This is a genomic window from Actinomadura harenae (assembly GCF_003696215.1).
Classification (GTDB): Bacteria; Actinomycetota; Actinomycetes; order Streptosporangiales; family Streptosporangiaceae; genus Spirillospora; species Spirillospora harenae.
This window is the reverse complement of the sequence record NZ_RFFG01000019.1, coordinates 43,661-63,177: the sequence shown is the minus strand read 5'-3', so window position 1 is coordinate 63,177 and position 19,517 is coordinate 43,661. Positions and strand designations below refer to the sequence as shown.

Annotated in this window: 18 protein-coding genes; 14 read left to right on the top strand and 4 right to left on the bottom strand. The window is 71.4% G+C overall.

The window, feature by feature from the left end:
• Positions 1-163 precede the first annotated feature (163 nt).
• From EBO15_RS13250 to EBO15_RS13240, 3 genes are all read left to right on the top strand, one after another.
• A complete protein-coding gene (locus EBO15_RS13250) occupies positions 164-1,666 on the top strand; it encodes a DUF4041 domain-containing protein (protein WP_122194665.1) in 1,503 nt (500 codons plus the stop codon).
• 72 nt (positions 1,667-1,738) lie between these two features.
• Positions 1,739-2,110, top strand: coding sequence for a nucleotide pyrophosphohydrolase (locus EBO15_RS13245; protein WP_122194664.1), 372 nt, complete (start codon positions 1,739-1,741; stop codon positions 2,108-2,110).
• A 125-nt stretch (positions 2,111-2,235) separates the two neighbouring features.
• Positions 2,236-4,140, top strand: coding sequence for a DUF2075 domain-containing protein (locus tag EBO15_RS13240; RefSeq protein WP_233616158.1), 1,905 nt, complete (start codon positions 2,236-2,238; stop codon positions 4,138-4,140).
• Here EBO15_RS13240 and EBO15_RS13235 read toward each other — a convergent pair.
• Positions 4,111-4,431 carry a DUF6092 family protein gene (locus tag EBO15_RS13235; RefSeq protein ID WP_122194663.1) on the bottom strand — a complete coding sequence of 107 codons (321 nt, stop codon included), beginning with the start codon at positions 4,429-4,431 and terminating at the stop codon, positions 4,111-4,113. The two genes, EBO15_RS13240 and EBO15_RS13235, sit on opposite strands and share 30 nt — an antisense overlap.
• On the bottom strand, positions 4,409-4,966 hold the full coding sequence (locus EBO15_RS13230; RefSeq protein WP_122194662.1) for a nitroreductase family protein: 558 nt from the start codon (positions 4,964-4,966) through the stop codon (positions 4,409-4,411). Before EBO15_RS13230 ends, EBO15_RS13235 begins: the two co-directional genes overlap by 23 nt.
• A gap of 188 nt (positions 4,967-5,154) precedes the next feature.
• Between EBO15_RS13230 and EBO15_RS13225 the strand changes: the two genes are divergently transcribed.
• Together EBO15_RS13225 and EBO15_RS13220 are read left to right on the top strand one after the other, a co-directional pair.
• Entirely contained in the window at positions 5,155-6,501 is a 1,347-nt protein-coding gene (locus tag EBO15_RS13225) for an aromatic ring-hydroxylating oxygenase subunit alpha (RefSeq protein WP_122194661.1), read from the top strand.
• Positions 6,498-7,034, top strand: coding sequence for an aromatic-ring-hydroxylating dioxygenase subunit beta (locus EBO15_RS13220; RefSeq protein ID WP_122194660.1), 537 nt, complete (start codon positions 6,498-6,500; stop codon positions 7,032-7,034). The genes EBO15_RS13225 and EBO15_RS13220 overlap by 4 nt, the downstream gene beginning before the upstream one ends.
• Before the next feature lie 15 nt (positions 7,035-7,049).
• Here EBO15_RS13220 and EBO15_RS13215 read toward each other — a convergent pair whose 3' ends face one another.
• Positions 7,050-7,406 (bottom strand): MerR family transcriptional regulator, encoded by a 357-nt coding sequence (locus EBO15_RS13215; RefSeq protein WP_199744511.1) that lies wholly within the window; start codon positions 7,404-7,406, stop codon positions 7,050-7,052.
• Positions 7,407-7,455: 49 nt separating this feature from the next.
• Between EBO15_RS13215 and EBO15_RS13210 the strand changes: the two genes are divergently transcribed.
• From EBO15_RS13210 to EBO15_RS13170, 9 genes are all read left to right on the top strand, one after another.
• Positions 7,456-8,649 carry an MFS transporter gene (locus EBO15_RS13210; protein WP_122194705.1) on the top strand — a complete coding sequence of 398 codons (1,194 nt, stop codon included), beginning with the start codon at positions 7,456-7,458 and terminating at the stop codon, positions 8,647-8,649.
• 29 nt (positions 8,650-8,678) lie between these two features.
• A complete protein-coding gene (locus EBO15_RS13205; RefSeq protein WP_122194659.1) occupies positions 8,679-11,825 on the top strand; it encodes a BTAD domain-containing putative transcriptional regulator in 3,147 nt (1,048 codons plus the stop codon).
• A 90-nt stretch (positions 11,826-11,915) separates the two neighbouring features.
• Positions 11,916-13,475 (top strand): MFS transporter, encoded by a 1,560-nt coding sequence (locus tag EBO15_RS13200; protein WP_122194658.1) that lies wholly within the window; start codon positions 11,916-11,918, stop codon positions 13,473-13,475.
• Between the two features lie 107 nt (positions 13,476-13,582).
• Positions 13,583-14,488 (top strand): SPFH domain-containing protein, encoded by a 906-nt coding sequence (locus EBO15_RS13195; protein WP_122194657.1) that lies wholly within the window; start codon positions 13,583-13,585, stop codon positions 14,486-14,488.
• A gap of 3 nt (positions 14,489-14,491) precedes the next feature.
• A complete protein-coding gene (locus EBO15_RS13190; RefSeq protein ID WP_122194656.1) occupies positions 14,492-14,752 on the top strand; it encodes a hypothetical protein in 261 nt (86 codons plus the stop codon).
• 12 nt (positions 14,753-14,764) lie between these two features.
• Entirely contained in the window at positions 14,765-15,397 is a 633-nt protein-coding gene (locus EBO15_RS13185; protein WP_122194655.1) for a GOLPH3/VPS74 family protein, read from the top strand.
• A gap of 323 nt (positions 15,398-15,720) precedes the next feature.
• A complete protein-coding gene (locus EBO15_RS13180) occupies positions 15,721-16,398 on the top strand; it encodes a lysophospholipid acyltransferase family protein (RefSeq protein WP_122194654.1) in 678 nt (225 codons plus the stop codon).
• A gap of 98 nt (positions 16,399-16,496) precedes the next feature.
• The gene (locus tag EBO15_RS13175; RefSeq protein WP_122194653.1) at positions 16,497-17,093 is read left to right on the top strand and encodes a 3'-5' exonuclease; all 597 of its coding nucleotides are present in this window, start codon (positions 16,497-16,499) and stop codon (positions 17,091-17,093) included.
• A 153-nt stretch (positions 17,094-17,246) separates the two neighbouring features.
• Positions 17,247-17,747, top strand: a complete 501-nt coding sequence (locus tag EBO15_RS13170; protein WP_158628214.1) for an ATP-binding protein — start codon at positions 17,247-17,249, stop codon at positions 17,745-17,747.
• A gap of 302 nt (positions 17,748-18,049) precedes the next feature.
• Here EBO15_RS13170 and EBO15_RS13165 read toward each other — a convergent pair whose 3' ends face one another.
• A complete protein-coding gene (locus EBO15_RS13165; RefSeq protein WP_233616157.1) occupies positions 18,050-19,507 on the bottom strand; it encodes an MFS transporter in 1,458 nt (485 codons plus the stop codon).
• Between the last annotated feature and the right edge of the window lie 10 nt (positions 19,508-19,517).

Genomic DNA, 19,517 nt, shown 5'->3' with positions numbered 1-19,517 from the left:
AGTCCCCCACTCGGCCGCTGCGCCGGGGAACCGTGGCCGGACCAGGTGAACCGGACAGCGGTTCCGCATGACCGCCACATGAGACCGCGGCTGACACCGAGCCCCTGGGCACCGGTTCGGAGCCCTGCTCCCTCCCTCGCACCGCAGACTCCCTGGAGCCCCCATGCACCCCCATGACCGCCCCACGCCACCCACCGGCGGCCCGCCCGCGCCCGCGGGCTGGCGGTACAACCCTCCACCGACGTGGCCACCGCCGCCGCCCGGCTGGATTCCGCCGACAGGCTGGCACCCGGATCCCAGCTGGCCGCCGCCGCCGCAGAACTGGCGGTTCTGGATCCCGGACGTCCCCACGACACCGCCACCGCAGATGCCGGTCCCGGCAACACCGCACATGGCGCCTCCCCCGCACGCGCAGGCCGCCAAGGCGCCGGTGTTCGGCAAGAAGCAGCGCATCGAGGACCTGGAGGCCGAGAACAGTCGCTTGCGGCAGGAGCTGGCCCGGCTGGGAGGACTCGAGGCATGGCAGATCACCTCGGAGATCGAGCGGCTCCGGGGTGAGGCCACCGCGCTCCGGCAGCAGTTGGTCGAGGAGAGCGCACAACTCGCCCAGGCGCGCCGAACCATCGTCGAGACCGAGGACGTGGCACTGCTCCAAGAGGCCGGACTGTACGAGTACCGCCACCCACTCGCCGACGCCGTCGCCTACAAGGCCGAGCTCGCACGGCTGAAGGACTCCGTCAAGGCGATGGTCCGGGCCGACCGCGCGGTGGACGGCGACACCTCCTGGACGGTCAACGGCTCCGCCACGGAGGGACGCAAGATGGTGCGCGAGCAGTCCAGACTCATGCTGCGCGCGTTCAACGCCGAGGCCGACAACCTCGTCCGGACGATGCGTCCGTACAAGCTGGAGTCCTCGATCACCCGGCTGGAGAAGTCCGCGCAGACCATCGAGCGGCTGGGCAGGACGATGCGCATCCGGATCACCCAGGAGTACCGCACGCTGCGCGTCCGGGAGCTGGCGCTCACCGCCGACCACCTGGCGAAGGTCGAGGAGGAGAAGGAGCGCGTCCGTGCGGAGCGGGAGCGCCGGCGCGAGGAGGAGAAGGCCCAGCGGGAGTTCGAAAAGGAGAAGGCGCGGTTGCTCAAGGAGCGTTCGCACGTCGTCTCCGTCCTGGACCGCCTGCGCGCCAAGGGCGACGAGGGCGGCGCGGCCGACCTGGAGGCCAAGCTCGCCGACGTGGAATCGGCCATCACCAGTGTGGAGAGCCGGGAGGCGAATGTCCGGGCGGGCTACGTGTACGTCATCTCCAACGTCGGCGCGTTCGGCGAGAGGGTGGTGAAGATCGGGCTCACGCGGCGGCTGGAGCCGATGGACCGCGTCCGGGAGCTCGGCGACGCCTCGGTGCCGTTCCGTTTCGACGTCCACGCGCTGATCTTCAGTGAGGACGCGGTGGGTCTGGAGAACCGGCTTCACCAGGAGTTCGCGGCGAAGCGCGTCAACCGGGTGAACCAGCGCCGCGAGTTCTTCTACGCGACACCGGCGGACGTGCGCGAGGCGCTGGAGCGTCTCGCGGGGAATCATCTGCTCGAGTACACGGAGACCCCGGAGGCCCTCGAATGGCGGGCGAGCGAATCGCAGCGCTCGGCCGCCCCCGCGGTGACGTGATCACTGAAGCGTTCGGGGGCGGGCGGGTCCCGTGTTCCGTGCCCGGTCGGCCAGGGCCACTAGCCTGATTCGATGGAGAGCATCGAGGAGCTGGCCGGGCGACTGCGGGAGTTCGCCGCCGAGCGGGACTGGGAGCAGTTCCATACGCCCAAGAATCTGGCGATGGCGCTCTCGGGTGAGGTCGGTGAGCTGGTCGCCGAGTTGCAGTGGCTCACGCCCGAGCAGAGCGTCCGGGTGATGGACGATCCGGAGGCGGGCGCGCGGGTCCGTGCCGAGTTGGGCGACGTGTTCGCCTACCTGACGAGGCTGGCCGACGTTCTGGGCGTCGACCTGCTGGAGGCCGCGGCCGACAAGATGGCGGAGGGCGCGCTGCGCTACGACGCCGAGACGTACCGGGGTTCCGCGCGTAAAGCTCCTCCGCTTCGGCATACCGGAACGTCATGATCCACCGATAATCTCTTCGCGTAAGCGTTAGCGGCCCGACGGGCTTCCGCTGAACGTCCCTGGGGACGGTCGGCGGACACGCTCCCACGCCGCACGAGGAATTCGTGCTGCCTGGGAGCTGGTTCGTGACGACGGCCTTCCGCACGTCCCCCGAAAGCCTGCTCGTGTCACCCATCGAGCGACAGTTCGTCGGTGTCATCAACGACCACCTGAGAACGATGACGGGGCGTGGGGCGGGTGAGGCCGAACGGAAGTCCTGGCGGCGCAGCCTTCCGGTGCTCGCCCGCGACCTGGTGGACGCGGGCCTCGGCAAGGTCGAGATGCTCGTCGAGTACCAGATGCCGCGCAGCAACAAGCGCGCCGACGTCGTGCTCGCCGGGATGGACCGGCGGACGGGCCGCGACCTCTACGTGGTCGTCGAGCTGAAGCAGTGGAGCCGGGCCGAGCTGTTCGAGGAGAACGAGAAGCTCGTCGTCGTCCCCGGGTACACGCGGGCGGCGCAGCATCCGCTGTCGCAGGTTCGGGACTACTGCGACGCGATCACGGACTCCGTCGGCGCCGTCCACGACGAGCCGGAGTCGGTGCGTGGCGTGGCCTATCTCCACAACGCCGAGGACCGCGACGTGGACGACCTGTTCGATCTCGTCCAGGACGAGCGGACGCGGATGTTCACCAAGACGCGGCGTGGCGCGTTCCTGGACTACCTGCGCGCCCAGTTCGCGCCGGAGCCCGGTGCCGGGGCCGCCGACCGGCTGCTCGACAGCAGGATCGCGCCGTCCAGGAAGCTCATGGAGGTCGCGGCCGAGGAGATCAGGAACCGGGAGCAGTTCGTCCTGCTGGACGAGCAGCGGGTGGCCTACGAGATGGTGATGCACGCGGTGCGGAAGGCGTTCCGGTCGGACACCAAGCGCGTCGTCGTCATCACGGGCGGACCAGGAAGCGGTAAGAGCGTGATCGCGCTGTCGCTGCTGGGCGAGCTGAACCGGCAGGGGCGTTCGGTGCTGCACGCCACCGGGTCGCGCTCGTTCACGCAGACGATGCGGAAGCACGTCGGCAAGGGCGACCGGCGGCTCCAGGAGTTCTTCATGTACTTCAACAGCTTCATGGACGCGGAGAAGAACGAGCTCGACGTCCTGATCTGCGACGAGGCGCACCGCATCAGGGAGACGTCCGAGAACCGGTTCACGCGCGCGGGGCAACGGACCGGCCGGCCGCAGGTGGACGAGCTGATCGCGGCCGCGCGGGTGCCGGTCTTCCTGCTGGACGAGCACCAGGTGGTGAAGCCCGGCGAGACCGGGACGGTCGAGGCCATCCGGAGTCACGCGCGCAACCTCGGGTTCCGGGTGGACCAGGTCGACCTGGACGGGCAGTGGCGTTGCGGCGGCAGCGCGAAGTACGAGCGGTGGGTGCTGGATCTGCTCGGCCTGAGCGACGAGGAGGCCGAGCCGCAGCCCTGGACCGGGGACCGTGGCTTCGAGGTCGTCGTGGCGGAATCGCCCGCCGAGTTGGAGACGGTTCTACGGGAGAGGACGCGCGCCGGTGGCACCGCGCGGATCTCGGCGGGTTACTGCTGGCCGTGGAGCAATCCGCGCAAGGACGACACCCTGGTGCCGGACGTCGAGATCGGTGACTGGGCGCGTCCGTGGAACGTCAAGGGCGACCGGGCCGTGGGCCAGGCCCCGCCGAGCGCCCTGTGGGCGACCAAGGACGGCGGGTTCGGCCAGATCGGGTGCGTCTACACGGCGCAGGGTTTCGAGTACGACTGGTCGGGCGTGGTGATCGGTCCTGATCTGATCGCTCGGAACGGACGGCTGGTGACCGTCCGGGAGGAGAACCGGGATCCTGTGCTCGCGAAGAAGAGCGTCTCCGACAGCCAGGTGGACCAGCACATCCGGAACATCTACAAGGTGCTGCTCACGCGAGGGATGTCGGGCACGGTGCTCTACGCCAGTGATCCCGAGACGCGGGAGTTTCTTGCTGGGCTTCTCTCTGGTGGTAGGTCAGGTTTGGGTGGGAGTAATGAGGTCTGAGTCGTGGAGGACGGTCGCCATTCGTTCGCAGAGGTGATCGAGCAGGTCGTCCAGTTGGGTCTCGCCCATGGCGCCCTGGACGACGTCGTCGAGCCGGGTGCGGATGGCGTGGACCTCCTCGTTGTCGATTCCGGATTGTTCGGCCAGGGCCAGGGCGCGGCGGGCGGCGTCGGCGCAGCGTAGGGGGCCGTAGGCGCGGGGTTCGTCGAACAGGCCGCGGCCGCTGCTGAGCAGGTAGGCGGTCAGCAGGAGAAGCTCTTCGCCGATCTCACGATCCGTTCCAGCACTCATGGTGGATCACCTCGTTCGCATCGCGTCGGGCGGCGTGCGGGTTGCGGCGGGCGGGATGCCCGACGGGGACGAGCAGGACGGGCTCGATGTGCGCGGGCAGGCCGAGGATCAGGCGGATCGGCTCCTCGCGGAAGCTGGCGACCGGGCAGCCGCCCAGGCCGAGGGCGTGGGCGGAGAGCAGGAGGTTCTGGACCGCCATCGCGAGGCACAGCAGGCCCTCGTCGGCGCCCTCGCCGCCGTCCAGGGTCGCGCGGGGACGGTCGAAGCAGGCGGCGACGATCATCGTGGGCGGCGCGATGATGCCCGGCGCGAAGGCCCTGACCAGGCGGAGCGTGCGCGGGTCGCGGACGACGACGAAGGCCCACGCCTGCCGGTTGGAGGCCGATGGCGCGGCCACCATCGCCTCGGTCATCAGGGTCACGAGGTCGTCGGCGACGGGCTGGTCGGTGAACTGGCGGACGGCGGTGCGGGTGAGTAGCAGCTTCACGCCTTCGGGCGCCTCTCGCGGCGGATCGCCCTGGATTTGCTCGGCCATCGTGCCCCCAAGCACATCACTACATATCGCATATAGGCCACTACTAAGGGTAGTATACGCATCGAGAAAGCCGACCTGCGAGCCCACGGCCGTCGGGCGCGTTCCGGGATGACGGGGCCGCCGGTCCGCGCCGGATCGAGGTTGGCGGGCGGCCGTTGTTCTCGGGTCGCGCAGGGGACGGAGTTCGCATGGATCCGCGGCAAGGCAGGGCATTCGTCGATGGCGAGCGGACGCTCGTCGACCGGGCGGTCTTCTCGGACCCCGCGCTCTACCAGCAGGAACTCGGACGCGTGTTCGCCCGGAGCTGGCTCTTCCTGGCCCACGAGACCCAGTTCGGGCGGGCGGGCGATTTCTTCACGACCTTTATGGGCGCGGACCCGGTCATCGTCACCCGGCAGCGTGACGGCACTTACCGGGTGTTGCTGAATTCCTGTCGCCACCGGGGCATGCGGGTCTGCCGGTACGACTCCGGGAACGCCAAGGCGTTCACGTGTCCCTATCACGGCTGGTCCTACGGAACCGATGGGACGCTGATAGCGGTGCCCGAGGAGAGGGCCGCCTACGGGGAGCGACTTGACCGTTCGGAATGGGGGCTGGCGGCGGTCCCGCGGGTGGAGACCTACAAAGGGCTGGTCTTCGGGACGTGGGACACCGAGATTCCGCCTCTGCGCGAGTATCTCGGCGACGTGACCTACTTCCTCGACGTCCTGCTCGATCCGGACGGGCAGGGCGCCGTGATGGTTCCCGGCGTCCACAAGTGGCGGATGCGCGGCAACTGGAAGCTGGCCGCCGAGCAGTTCGCCGGGGACACCTACCACGTCGCCTCCACGCACCTGTCGGCCGTGCTCGCCGAGCCGGGCCGCAGCGATGAGGCTCCGATGCCCACGACCGGGTTCCAGGTGGCCATGTCCGGTGGGCACGGGATCGGCGGACTCGACGGGTTCGACTACTGGCGCACCGCCGGGTTCTCGGAGGAGGTCTGCGAGTGGATGGCCGGGCTGGCCGACCGCGCCGAGCGGCATCTCGGCAGGCCCCGGGCCAGGGACGCCGTGTTCTTCCACGGCAACGTCTTCCCCAACCTGTCCCTGCTGTTCATCCGGTCCAACCTGCGGATCTGGCATCCCAAGGGGCCGGACGCGATGGAGGTGTACTCCTGGGCGGTCGTTCCCGCGAGCGCCCCTCCGGCCGTCCGGCGCGCCCTGCTCCTGGACTACCAGCGTCATTTCGGCCCGTCCGGAACGTGGGAGCAGGACGACGGGGAGCAGTGGCACTACAGCGCCGGTTCCGGTGACGGCTTCATCGCGCGAGGGCTGCCGCTGCACTACCGGATGGGCCACGAGCGCGTCCCTCAGGCGTCGTTTCCGGATTTCCCCGGGAGCGTCGACGACGTGTACAGCGAGGCCAACCAGCGCTGCTTCTACGAGAGGTGGTCGGAGTTGATGGCGGTGCCGCATCCGGCCGAGTTCCGGGACGGCGCGCGTCCCGGGATCGGGACGGCAGGAGGCTCGGTCGACGCGCAGGTGGTGGCGCCATGACGACGCTGCTTCCGGAGGCCGCGCTCGACCGGCTGCTCCTCCAGCACGAGGTCGAGCAGTTCCTCTTTCGGGAGGCCGACCTGCTCGACCGGCACGAGTTCGACGCGTGGCTGGAGTTGTTCGCCGACGACCTGCGGTACGTCATGCCGATCCGCCTCAACCTGCCGTCGAAGGACGGCGAGACACGGGAGTCGGAGCAGGCCCTGGCCCTGTTCGACGACGACAAGCCGTTCCTCGAGGCGCGCGTCCGCAAGCTGCGGACGGGGTCGGCGTGGGCGGAGGAACCGCCGTCACGGACGGTGCGGCTGGTCACCAACGTGATGGTCGGAGCACCCGACCCGGAGACCGGGGATTTCGCGGTGACGTCGCGCTTCCTGCTCAACCGCAACAGGCACGAGGACGAGGAGGACACCTACGCGGGCAGCCGGGCCGACCGGTTCCGGCGCACGAGCGACGGGCTCCGGATCTTCGAGCGCAGGATCATGCTGAACCAGTCGGTCGTGCTCTCCAAGAACCTGGGCGTGCTGTTCTGACGCGGTCGGGCCTGGTCAGGCGGGGCCGGCGGCGGTGATGACGGTGTCGAGGAGGTGCCGGGAGATTTCGAGGGCCTCGATGGCGGAGGTCATGCGGGCCCGTTCGCGGAGGAGGTCGGCGACGAGGTCGTCGCAGATCGGGACGAGGCGGTCGGGGTCGCCCTCCAGGCAGGGCAGGACGGTGGCGATGGTCGCCGTGTTGAGGCCGGCGGCCAGCAAGGAGCGGATGCGGCGGACGGCCTGGACGTCCTGCGGGTCGTACTCGCGGTAGCCGCTGGGGAGGCGGGTGGGGGTCAGAAGGCCCTGCTCCTCGTAGTAGCGGAGCAGGCGGACGGGGACCTCGGTGCGGCGGGACAGCTCGCCGATGCGCATGGACGCTCCCTTGACTCTCACATGGGTGTCAGACTCTACCTTCCGAGGCATGAGCAGGATCTTCGTGCTGCTCGCGGCCTTGGGCGCGAGCGTTTTCGTGGTGGGGACGTCGGAGTACCTGGTGGCGGGGTTGCTGCCGCAGATGGCCTCCGACCTGGGAGTCTCGGTGGCGGCGGCCGGTCAGGCGGTGACGGCCTACGCGCTGGGCGTCGTTCTGGGCGGTCCGCTGCTGACCGCGGCGACGGTGCGGGTCCCGCGGCGGGTGCTGGCGGTCGGGTTGCTGGTGGTGTTCGCGGCGGGGAACGCGTTGTGCGCGGTCGCGCCGTCCTACTGGGTGCTGATCGTGGGACGGGTGGTGGCGTCGCTGAGCCACGCGGCGTTCCTGACGCTGGCGTTGATGCTGACCACCCGGGTCGTGCGGCCCGAGCGGGTCGGGTCGGCGATCGCGGGGGTGGCGGCCGGGTTCTCGGTCGCGACCTTGCTGGGGGTCCCGCTCGGGGTGCTGATCGGGGAGGGCGCCGGGTGGCGGGCCCCGTTCGCGCTGCTCGCGGGCCTGGCGCTGGTCATGGCGGTCGCGCTGGGGGTTCTGCTGCCGCGTGGCGAGAGCGGCGGGACACGGGTCCGGGACGAGGTCCGGACGGTGGTCTCGCGGCCGGTTCTGCTGGTGGTGGCCACGACGGCGGTCGGGATGGCGGCCGTGTCGAGCGTGTTCACCTATCTGGCGCCGTCGTTGCGGGAGGTCACCGGGTTCGGCGCGGCGGCCGTTTCGGGGCTGCTGGTCGTGTACGGCCTCGGCAGCCTGGTGGGAGGGCTGGCCGCTGGACGGTTCGCTGACCGGTCTCTGGCGATGACGGTGCGCGGGACGTTCGGCGGGCTGGCCGTCGCGCTGGTGGTGGTGGCGCTGGCGCTGCCGTGGAAGGTCGGTGCGGTGGCGGCTGTGCTGGTGTTCGGGCTGTTGGCCTCGTCCACCACGCCGACTCTGCAGAGCCTGTTGCTGAAGCACGCGGGCAAGGCGCCCACGCTGGCCATCTCGGTGAACGTCGCGGCGTTCAACATCGGAATCGCTTTGGGATCGGTGGTCGGCGGGCTCGTCGTCTCAGATATTGGGCCGCGTTGGACCGGGCTCGCGGGAGCGGTGCTCAGCATCGCCGGTCTCGGGTTGTCCTATCTGGCGCTCCCCCGGCATCGAGTTCGCCCCCTGGAGGTGGCACAGCCGGTTTCGGAAGTCGAGGTCGCTCCCTAGCACGCGTCCGATACGGGAGACTTGCCCGTATGGAGTTCGGTGTCCTGGGGCCGGTCGAGGCTCGGCTCGGCGAGGAGAGCGTGGCCGTAGGCGGGCCTCGTGTGCGCGCGCTACTGGCGATGCTGGCCCTTTCGGCCGGACGCGTCGTCACGGCCGAGCACCTGATCGACGGCCTGTACGGCGAGGACGCGCCCGCCGGGGCGGTCAACGCGCTGCAGTCGCAGGTGTCGCGGCTGCGGCGCGGACTGCGGGACGCGTCCCTGGTCGAGGGGCATCCGGCGGGGTACCGGCTGAATGTCCCCGGCGCGCAGGTGGACGCGTCGCGGTTCGCCGAGCTGGCCCGGGACGGACGGCGTGCGCTCGGCGGCGGTGAGGCGGCCCGGGCCGCCGAGCTGCTGGAGGAGGCACTCGGTCTGTGGCGCGGACCCGCTCTCGCCGACGTCCGGGACTCGCCTTTCGCCGAGGGGCAGGCGGCGCGGCTGGAGGAGGCGCGCGTCGCCGCCGTCGAGGACCTGGCGGACGCTCAGGTCGCGGCGGGCATGCCGGGGGCGGCTGTGGAGCGGCTTCGGCAGGTCGTCGAGACGTCTCCGCTTCGCGAGCGCGCACGAGGGCTGCTCATGCGCGCGCTCTACGGAACCGGGCGGCAGGCCGAGGCACTCGAGGTCTACGAGAACGCACGGCAGGTCTTGGCCGAGGAGCTGGGGGCCGATCCGTCCGGCGAACTGGCTGACCTGCATGTGGCGATCTTGCGCGGCGACCTCGAAAAGCCCGCTCCGAGCACCGCCCCGAGGGACGCGCCGGTGGCGGCCAAGGTCGAACTGCCTGCGCCCGTCAGAACGATCCCTTCGCAGCTGACCAGCTTCGTGGGCAGGGACGACGAACTGCGGCGCATCGGGGAGATGCTCGCGAGCGGACGGCTGGTGACGCTGCTCGGGCCCGGCGGCGCGGGCAAGACGCGTCTCGCCGTGGAAGCGGCCACGCGGCAGGAGGGCGAGGTCTGCTTCGTCGAGCTGGCCACGTCCGGGATGGACAAGGAAGTGGCTCCGGCGCTGGTCGGCGCGCTCGGGATGCGACGGGACGACCAGGTCTCCGACCCTGTCGAGCGGCTGGTGGCGGGGCTGGCGGCACGACGCGTCCTGCTCGTCCTGGACAACTGTGAGCAGGTCGTGGAGGAGGTGGCACGGCTGGCGCACCTGCTGCTGACGTCCTGCCCGGAGCTTCGGGTGCTGACGACCAGTCGTGAGGCGCTCGGGGTGACCGGCGAGGTGTTGTGCCCGATTCCGCCGCTGCCGTTGCCTCCTGAGGACGCGCACGCGCACGAGGCGACCGACTTCGCAGCCGTGCGGCTCTTCATGGAACGGGCGGAGGCGGTCCGTCCGGGCTTCGTGGTGGACGAGGAGAACGCGGGCGACGTCCGCCGGATCTGCGCCGCACTGGACGGCCTGCCGCTGGCGATCGAACTCGCGGCGGCACGGCTGCGGGCGCTGCCTGTGGCCGAGGTCGCGGCGCGGCTGGACGACCGTTTCCGGCTGCTGTCGCGCGGGAACCGGGCCGCCGCGCCCCGGCACCAGACGCTCCGCGCCGTCGTCGGGTGGAGCTGGGACCTGCTGGACGACGACGAGCGCACTCTCGCGCGGCGGCTGTCGGTCTTCTCCGGCGGCTGGACGCGGGAGACGGCGGAGGCGGTCTGCGACGTCCCGGACGCCGAGTGGCTGCTCGAGGGGCTCGCCGAGAAGTCGCTGGTCCGGACGTCCGACGGCGTGCGGTTCCAGATGCTCGAGACGATCCGGGCGTTCTGCGTCGAGCGGCTGGACGAGGCCGGCGAGACGTCCGGGATCCGGGCTTCGCACCTTCGTTACTTCCTCGACCTGGCCAAGCGCGCCGACACCGAACTGCGCGGGCACGACCAGCTGGAATGGTTGGCGCGCCTGAGCGACGAGCACGGCAACCTGCATGCCGCCCTGCGGCAGGCGGTTCGGGACGATCGCCAATGCGCGATGCACCTGACCGCGGCCCTGTCCTGGTACTGGTGGCTCCGCGGCCGGGTGGACGCCGCACCTCTGATCGAGGAGCTTCTGGACCAGATCGGCTCGGACGTCCCGTCCGACTTGGACGAGGAGTACGTCCTGTGCGTCGCCAACGCGGTGACGGCAGGGGCTTCCGGCCCGCGCACGGCGGTCTGGCTGGAAAGGGCGACGACGCTGGTCAACAGCATCCGCCACCGGCTGCGGTGGCCGTCCTTGATGGTGTTGTGGGCGCTGACCGCGGGCCCCGATCCGGACGCCCTGCCTCCGTACGCCGACTGGGTCGGGGACGAACCGTGGACGTTGGCGCTGGTCAAGATGAGCGACGGGTACATGCTGCAGTTCCGCGGCGAGCTGGTCGCGGCCGAGGCCGCCTGTGCGGCGGCCGTCGACGGGTTCCGCGCGCTCGGTGACCGCTGGGGCGTCGCGAACTCCCTGGACCCGCAGGCGTTCATCGCCGACCGGCTCGGTGACCGCGAGCGGGCGCTGGGACTGCTGAACGAGGCTCTGACCATGACCCGGGACCTCGGCGCGTTGGAGGACACGTCCGATCTGCTGTCCCGGCGCGGCGAGGTGCACCTGCACAGCGGCGACCTCGCCGCGGCGCACGCCGACCTGGAGAGCGCGCGCGAGCTCAGCCAGCGCGCCGGGACTCCGGACAAGACCGCCGCCGCGTTCCATGGCCTCGGGCAGGTGGCGCGCCTGAGCGGCGACCTTGCCGAGGCACGGAGGCTGTTCGAAACGGCGCTGAACGGATTCGTGTCCGAACGTTTCATCGCCATTGCGACGAAGGCCGCCGCGAAGTCGGGCCTGGGCTGGATCGCCGAAAGCGAGTGCGACCTCGTGCGCGCGCGGGAACTGCACCGCGAGGCGTTGTCCCTGTCGTTCGACCATCCGATCTTCATGCACCGGGCGGGCGCCGCGCTCGGTCTGGCAGGGGTCGCCCTCGCAGAAGGGGACGCCGAGGGCGCGGCGTTGCTGGTCGGGACGTCCACGTCACTGGCCGGTGTGCGGGCGGCCGGCGACCCTGACCTGATCCGTATCGAGGCCGGTGTCCGCGCGGCCATCGGGGACGAGGCGTTCGAGAGGCTTTACCAGCGAGGCGCCGCCCTGTCCCCCGAGGACGCCAGGACCACCGCACTGGCCGACTAGCCGCCCGAGCCGAGCGCGCGCGCCGGAACGGTGCGCGGACGGTGCGTGGATGGTGCGCGCGTGGTGAGGGCCGCGGCCGAAGGTTCGGCCATGGAAATCACCAACGCACGCAAGTGGGGCACGTTCGGGGTCTGCGCCCTCATGGCCCTCGTGCCCAACATCGACATGACGGCGCTGAACCAGGCGGTTCCGAAGCTGTCCGAGGACCTGCGCCCGTCGTCCACGCAGATCCTCTGGATCGCGGACGCGTACGGGTTCGCGCTGGCCGGCCTGCTCGTCACGATGGGCGTCCTCGGTGACCGGCTCGGGCACAAGCGGGTGCTCATGAGCGGCGTCGCGCTGTTCGCCGCCGCGTCCGCCGCGACCGCGTACGCGCCGTCCGCCGAGTGGCTGATCGCGGCGCGGGCGGTGCTGGGCGCGGCCGGGGCGACGCTGATGCCGTCCGGGCTGTCGCTGGTGCGGCGCGTGTTCGTCCAGCCGAAGGAGCGGACGATGGCCGTCGGCATGTTCATGGGCGTCGGCGGCCTGGCGGTCGGGCTCGGTCCGCTGCTCGGCGGGGCGCTGCTGAACCACTTCTGGTGGGGGTCGGTGTTCCTGATCAACGTGCCGGTGATGCTCGTGGCGCTGGTCGCGGGCCTGCTGATCCTGCCGGAGTCGCGGAACCCGAACCCGGGGCGGCCGGACCTGCCGAGCGTCCCCCTGTCGGTGATCGGCGTCCTCGGGCCGGTGTACGCGATCAAGGAGGCGGCCGCGCACGGGATCGCGCACGCCCGCATCGGCGTCGCGCTGGCCGTCGGCCTGGTGGCCCTGGGCCTGTTCGTCCGGCGCCAGCTGACCGTCGCGCACCCGCTGATCGACATGCGCCTGTTCCGCCGCCCGGCGTTCACCGGGGCGATCGTGACGAACATGTTCGCGATGTTCGCCCTGATCGCGCAGAGCCTCATCTTCTCGATCTTCTTCCAGATGGTGTTCGGCTGGTCGCCGCTGCGGTCCGGGCTCGCCGGGCTGCCCGGCGCGGCCGCCGCGATGGTCGGCGGCGCGGTGCTGGCCCCGCCGCTCATCAACGCGGCCGGACGGGCCCGGACGGTGGCCGTCGGGCTGGCGGTTGCGGCCGCGGCGTTCGCCTCGTTCACGCTGGTCGACGCCGGAACGTCCTACTGGGTGCTGATCCTGCCGATGGCGATGTCCGGGGTCGGGATGGGCATGGCGCTGACGGTCACCGGCGACACCGTCCTCGCGTCCGTGCCGAAGGAGCGGTCGGGGGCCGCGTCCGCGATCTCCGAGACGGCGACCGAGCTGGGCGGGGCGCTCGGGATGGCGATCCTGGGCAGCGTCCTGACCGCGGTGTACCGCGACCGGATCGCCGTCCCGGACGGGCTCTCCGCCCCGGCCGCGCACGCCGTCCGCGACTCGCTGCCCGCCGCGCTGCACGTCGCGGCCTCCCTCCCGGCGCGGCTCGGCGCGCAGGTCACGGACCTGGCGCGGGGCGCCTACAGCGACGGCATGCACGCCGCCCTGGCGTGCAGCGCCGGGTTCGCGGCGCTCGTCGCGGCGGCCGCGCTGGTGACGCTGCGGTCCGTCCCGAAGGTCATCGAGGAGGACGCCGGTGACGGCGGGGGGGCCGAGGCGGAGCTCGAGACGGCCCGCTGACCTGGTGAGACCGCTCGTCCGGCCCGCTTCGGCGGGCCGTCGGCGCCTCCTCCACTTGGAAAAGTGATATCACTTTGCTAGATTGATGCCATAGCCAAGGAGGAGCGATGGAAACAGCACAGGTCGAGATGCCCCGCCCGAAGGTCGCCGAGCGGCCGGCCCGCGACATGAACGGATGGCCGATGGCAGGGCTCGCCCTGGTGGTGATCCTGGCCGGGGCCGGCGCGTTCGCCGGCGGGGTCGCCTCCCAGGGCACGGGATCGGTGATCGCGGCCGCCGCCGGGATCCTGGTCCTCCTCGCGGGCCTGGTGATCGCGGCGGGCCTGACGCCGGTCGCACCGGGCGAGGCGCGGGTGCTGCAGGTGCTCGGCCGCTACAGCGGGACGGTCCGCACCGACGGCCTGCGCTGGGTGAACCCGATCACCGCGCGCCGCCGGGTCTCCACCCGGATCCGCAACCACGAGACCGGCCTGGCCAAGGTCAACGACCTGGACGGCAACCCCATCGACATCTCGGCGGTCGTCGTCTGGCAGGTCGAGGACACCGCGCGCGCCGTGTTCGAGGTGGACGACTTCGTCGAGTTCGTGGCGTTCCAGACCGAGGCCGCCGTCCGGCACATCGCGGGCGCCTTCCCCTACGACGCGTCCGACCGCACCTCGCTGCGCGAGAACGCCGACGAGATCACCGGGCAGCTGTCGCAGGAGATCGCGCTGCGGGTGTCGTCCGCCGGAGTGAAGATCGTCGAGTCCCGGATCACGCGGCTCGCGTACGCCCCGGAGATCGCCCAGGCCATGCTCCGCCGCCAGCAGGCCGGCGCGGTCGTCGCGGCCCGGCAGCGGATCGTCGAGGGAGCGGTCGGCATGGTCCGGCAGGCGCTGACCAAGCTCGACGAGGAGCACGTGGTCGAGCTGGACGAGGAGCGCAAGGCCGCGATGGTCAGCAACCTGCTGGTCGTGCTGTGCGCCGACCGCGACGCCCAGCCGGTCGTGAACACCGGCTCCCTGTACCAGTAACCCGTGGCCACCGAGCGCAAGAAGATCCTCCTGCGGCTCGATCCCGCCGTGCACGACGCGCTGACGCGGTGGGCGGCGGACGAGTTGCGCAGCACCAACGCCCAGATCGAGTTCCTGCTCCGCCGCGCCCTCCTGGACGCGGGCCGGATGCCGAAGGACGCGGGGCGGATGCGGAGGCCGGGACGCCCGGCCAAGGACGACGACGGCGGTGAGGACACCGCCGAGACGGCCGGGGAACCCTCGGGGGACCCGGCCGGAGAGTAGAGGTCGAGTCAGATGGTCGAGATCCCGGAATCCCTGCCCCAGCGGATGTTCCTGCTGGCCTACGACACGCGCAAGCAGCGCCTCGCACGGCGCGGCGAACACCTCGGCTTCGTCCTGCGGGCCGCCGCGCTCACCGAGCTCTACCTGGACGGACGGCTCGGCGAGGAGCGCGGCAGGCCCGTCCCCGGGACGCCCGGACCGGACCCGTACGGCGTCGTCGCGCAGATCGGCGCCACCCGGCCGCGGCCGTGGCATCACTGGGTGCGCAAGGACGCGCGCGCGATGGTCCGGACCGTCCGGGACGAGCTGGAGAGCGGCGGCTGGATCCGGCTGCGTCCGCGCCGCACACTGCTGGTCTTCCCCACCACGGGGATCGAACTCCGCGACCCGCGCGTGCTGAAAGCGCTGTCGGGCGGCACGAACTCGGCGCTGCGCGGCACCCCGGTCGCCCACGTGAACAGCCTGGACGCGGCGGCGGTCGCGCTGGCCGCGGCGGGCGAGGTCCGGACGGTCGTCCCGAGGGCGGAGAACCGGCGACGCCGAGCCCGGATCGCCGAGCTGACCGCCCGCAGCGGACCGGCTGCCCCGGGACTCCGCAAGGCCATCCGCCAGCAACGCGCCAACAGGGCCAGCGCCGGGGTCTGAACCATCGCGCGGGCGTGCACGAGGCGAGCACGTGTGGTGAACCAGGGACCGAGTCGGTGCGCATGGCCGAGGACATGCGCACCGACTCGGTCTTCGCATTCGTTGTCTGCCTGGATTTCGCGGTCGGCGCAGCCTGGTTCTGGTGGCCGGGGCCGCTCGATGGCGGCGTTCAGCTTCTCCTCAGGTGTCACGTTCGAGGCGGCTACCGGGCGTTCTTCCACGAACAGGCGCACGCAAGTGTTGAAACGTACAAAAACACCCGCTGTCGACTTGTAAGCCACCGCCAGGGCAGGGCCTCGCGGACAGAACCTAGCGTTTCGGGCATGGACCCCGAACGCCTTGTCTACCCGCTCGCGAAGCACGTTCTTCTCGGACCCGCCCTGCGGGTCGCGTTCCGGCCACAGGTGACGGGGTTGCACCATGTGCCGCGGTCCGGACCGGTCATCCTGGCGGCCAACCATCTGGCGGTGTGGGACTCGCTCGTGCTGCCCCTGGTCGTCCCGCGACAGGTGTTCTTCCTGGGCAAACACGAGTACTTCACGCGTCCGGGCAGGCTGGGACGGGCGCAGGCGGCGTGCTTCCGCGGCGTCGGGGCGATCGCCGTGGACCGCGCGGGCGGGCGGGCCGCGGTGGCGGCGATGGACGCGTCCGCGGACGTCCTGCGGCGCGGGGAGGTGTTCGCCCTGCACCCCGAGGGCACGCGCTCCCCCGACGGACGCCTCTACCGGGGCCACACCGGCGTCGGACGGCTCGCGCTGCGGACGGGCGCCCCTGTCGTCCCGGTCGGCATCCTCGGCACCGATCGCGTCCAGCCGCGCGGGCAGAAGCTTCCGAAGCCGGGCCGCGTCGAGGTCCGGTTCGGCGAGCCGCTGGAGTTCACCGGCACGGAACGGAACCGCGAGGACGTCCGGTTCGCGACCGACCAGGTCATGCAGGCGATCCAGAAGCTGTCCGGGCAGGAGTACGTCGAGTCGTACGCACCGATGCGGCTGCGCGGCTGAACGATTCCGTCGCGGCGACCACATGACCACCGCGGTGTGATCGCACGACGCAGATAAACCGGTCGCGAAGGGCATTCACCCCCGTTACGGTGCCGCGCATGGAGGATTTCGGACGCTTCTTGAACGTGGTCGACATCGAGGCCACCTGCTGGGAGGGCACCCGGCCGAAAGACCAGGTCAACGAGATCATCGAGGTCGGCCTGTCCGTCGTGGACCTCCTCACCCGCGAGCGCGTCGAGAAGCACCGGATCCTGGTCCGGCCCGAGCGTTCGCGCGTGAGCGAGTTCTGCACCCAGCTGACCGGCCTCACCCAGGACGAGGTCAACACCGGCATCTCGTTCCGCGAGGCATGCGCGCTGCTGGAACGCGAGCACCTCACTCACACGCGCGCGTGGGCCAGCTGGGGCGACTACGACCGGAAGCAGTTCGAGCGGCAGACGGCGGCGGTCGGCGTCCGCTACCCGTTCGGTCGGCGCCATGTGAACACCAAGGCCCTGTGGTCCGAATCGCATCGCCTGCCGCAGAAGCTCGGCATGGCGGGCGCGCTCAAGCACGCCAAGCTCCCCCTGGAAGGACGGCACCACAGCGGTGCCGACGACGCCTGGAACATCGCCGCACTCGTGCTCCGCCTGGTCGAACGGGGTGACTGGCCTACCGGACCGCGCCCGGGGGCGCCGTCCACGCGTTCGTCCTGACGACCCCGTTCCGGAGTGGCGGTCCCCCATGCGGTGTCCTTCTGATGGGACCGTATGGACTGTGTGGACGCTGGGACAGGTTTGGGGCCCGCGCACAGGGCAGGCCCAGGACAACCGATACGTCCAGCCGGCGCGCGGGAGGCGTTGAAGGACGTGGAGATCACCCTTGAGCTGCGGCTGCCCGGGGACAGCACGAGCGTTCCGGCGGCCCGGCGCCTGCTCGACGCGTCGCTGGCCGCCCTCGGCGTGGACGAGACGATCTGCGGCGACATCGAGCTGATGCTGACCGAGGCGTGCACCAACGTGATCCGGCACGCCCGCGCGGGCGACGACTACACGGTGCGCGCGACCATCGTGGACGAGCGCTGCGAGATCCGGGTGATCGACTCCGGGCAGGGCGTGGACGCGCAGGCCCTCGAAGCGGCGGGCGCCCCCGCGGAGCTCACCGCCGAGTCGGGACGCGGCCTCCAGATCATGCGCGCCCTGGCCGACGACGTGCGCTTCCACACCTTCCCCGACCGCGGTTCCCTCGTGGCCCTGGAGAAGCACCTGAGCTACCGGAAGGACAGCATCGGCAGCCGCATGACGACGCCGGACCTGTCCACGAGCGGCCCCGCGGACCGTCCTCCGAACGGCCGCGACCCGCGCGCATGAGCACCTCCGCCCCGCGCGCATGAGCACCTCCGCCCCGCGCGCATGAGCACCTCCGCCCCGCGCGCATGAGCACCTCCGCACCTCGAATTCGACTCCGACTCCGGCGACACCCCGCGAAGCCCTGACTCATCACCCGAGCCGGGAGCCTGAACTCCCGGGCACGTCCGCGCAGGTCAGAGCGTTCGATAGTTGCCGCGCGAGCGGGTTGTCCACAGAACGCGGTTCGGCTTTCTCCCGACGGGCCGGGGTCGGCACGATGGAGGCACCGGCGCGTTCCTGGTGGGGCGCCGGTGCCGGTCCGATCAGGTGTCGGGCCGGCTCGACGGCCGTGCCGAGCGGAGGGTGGAGTAGGCGATGAGCGACGCGAGCAGGGCGAAGGCGGCACCGGTACCGAACGTCTTGGAGAGCGCGTCGGTGGAGGCGGGTCCGCCGGAGTGCTTCGCCACGGCGCCGAAGACCGTCACCATGACGGACACTCCGAGGCTGGCGCCCGACCACAGCACGGTCTGCGCGACACCGGCGGCCGCTCCCGAGTCCTCGGGCGCCACGCTGGAGAGGATGGTCGCCATCAGCGGCATCACGGACAGACCGCCGCCCGCGCCGTACAGCAGGAACGGGCCGAGCAGCCCGGCCGCGTACCCCGGGTGCGGGTCGAGCGTGGTCAGCCAGAGCAGGGCGGCGGCCACCAGAAGCGTGCCGGTCGTCACGAGGGCGCATGCCCCGAACCGTGCGAGCAGGCGCGGCGCGGCGCGCACCACCGCGAACTGGGTGCCGACGATCGGCAGGAACGCGACCCCGGCCTCCAGTGGCCCGTACCCGAGGTTCTGCTGGAAGTACTGGGTGAGGAAGAAGAACCCGCCGAACATTCCGGAGACCAGCGTCGCCAGCGCGGCGAACGATCCCGCGCGCCGCCGGTCGGTCAGCAGCCTCAGCGGGACGAGCGGGTTCGGAACCCGCGCCTCGACCAGCACGAACACGACGAACGACACGACGGCCGCGCCCAACGAGCCCAGCGCCCGGACGTCATGCCAGCCGTCCGAGCCGGTGCGGATGAGGCCGTACACGAGCGCGGTCAGTCCGACCGTGCCGGTCACCGCGCCGGCGATGTCGATCCCGACGGCGCGGCGCGGGGTCTCGGTGAGCACCCGGGGCGCCGCCAACGCGATGAGCACTCCGATGGGAAGGTTGATGAAGAACACCAGCCGCCACGAGGACAGGTCCGTGAGCAGGCCGCCGAGGAGCATGCCCAGCGCGCCGCCCACCCCGGTCACCGCCGACGAGATGCCGAGGGCGCGCACGCGGGCGGCGCCGGTGAACAGCGTGGCGATCAGCGCCATGGCGCTGGGCGCGGCGAGCGCCGCACCGACGCCCTGCGTCGCCCGGGCGGCGATCAGCACCGGGCCGTTCGTCGCGACGCCGCCGAGCAGCGAGGCCAGCGTGAAGAGCCCGATCCCGGCGACGAACGCGCGGCGGCGGCCCATGATGTCGCCCGACCGCCCGCCGAGCAGCAGGAGTCCGCCGAACGCGAGCGTGTAGGCGTTCTGCACCCAGGCGAGACCACCGGTGGACAGGTCGAGCGCGCCGCGGATGTCCGGCAGGGCGATGGTGACGACCGAGGTGTCGACCCCGACCATGAGCTGGCAGCCGACGATCACCGCGAGAACGAGTCCGGGATGATGGGGGGTGTCGGGCGACGGATGCGGCGAGGAGACCTTCGGGTCCTCCCCGGCCTCCACCCGTCCGCCCGGAGCAGTCGACACAACGACCTCC

Coding starts and splice junctions, on each gene's coding strand:
- EBO15_RS13250 (WP_122194665.1), top strand. CDS start 164: ATGCACCCCCATGACCGCCCCACGCCACCCACCGGCGGCCCGCCCGCG.
- EBO15_RS13245 (WP_122194664.1), top strand. CDS start 1,739: ATGGAGAGCATCGAGGAGCTGGCCGGGCGACTGCGGGAGTTCGCCGCC.
- EBO15_RS13235 (WP_122194663.1), bottom strand. CDS start 4,431: ATGAGTGCTGGAACGGATCGTGAGATCGGCGAAGAGCTTCTCCTGCTG.
- EBO15_RS13230 (WP_122194662.1), bottom strand. CDS start 4,966: ATGGCCGAGCAAATCCAGGGCGATCCGCCGCGAGAGGCGCCCGAAGGC.
- EBO15_RS13225 (WP_122194661.1), top strand. CDS start 5,155: ATGGATCCGCGGCAAGGCAGGGCATTCGTCGATGGCGAGCGGACGCTC.
- EBO15_RS13220 (WP_122194660.1), top strand. CDS start 6,498: ATGACGACGCTGCTTCCGGAGGCCGCGCTCGACCGGCTGCTCCTCCAG.
- EBO15_RS13215 (WP_199744511.1), bottom strand. CDS start 7,406: ATGCGCATCGGCGAGCTGTCCCGCCGCACCGAGGTCCCCGTCCGCCTG.
- EBO15_RS13210 (WP_122194705.1), top strand. CDS start 7,456: ATGAGCAGGATCTTCGTGCTGCTCGCGGCCTTGGGCGCGAGCGTTTTC.
- EBO15_RS13205 (WP_122194659.1), top strand. CDS start 8,679: ATGGAGTTCGGTGTCCTGGGGCCGGTCGAGGCTCGGCTCGGCGAGGAG.
- EBO15_RS13200 (WP_122194658.1), top strand. CDS start 11,916: ATGGAAATCACCAACGCACGCAAGTGGGGCACGTTCGGGGTCTGCGCC.
- EBO15_RS13195 (WP_122194657.1), top strand. CDS start 13,583: ATGGAAACAGCACAGGTCGAGATGCCCCGCCCGAAGGTCGCCGAGCGG.
- EBO15_RS13185 (WP_122194655.1), top strand. CDS start 14,765: ATGGTCGAGATCCCGGAATCCCTGCCCCAGCGGATGTTCCTGCTGGCC.
- EBO15_RS13180 (WP_122194654.1), top strand. CDS start 15,721: ATGGACCCCGAACGCCTTGTCTACCCGCTCGCGAAGCACGTTCTTCTC.
- EBO15_RS13175 (WP_122194653.1), top strand. CDS start 16,497: ATGGAGGATTTCGGACGCTTCTTGAACGTGGTCGACATCGAGGCCACC.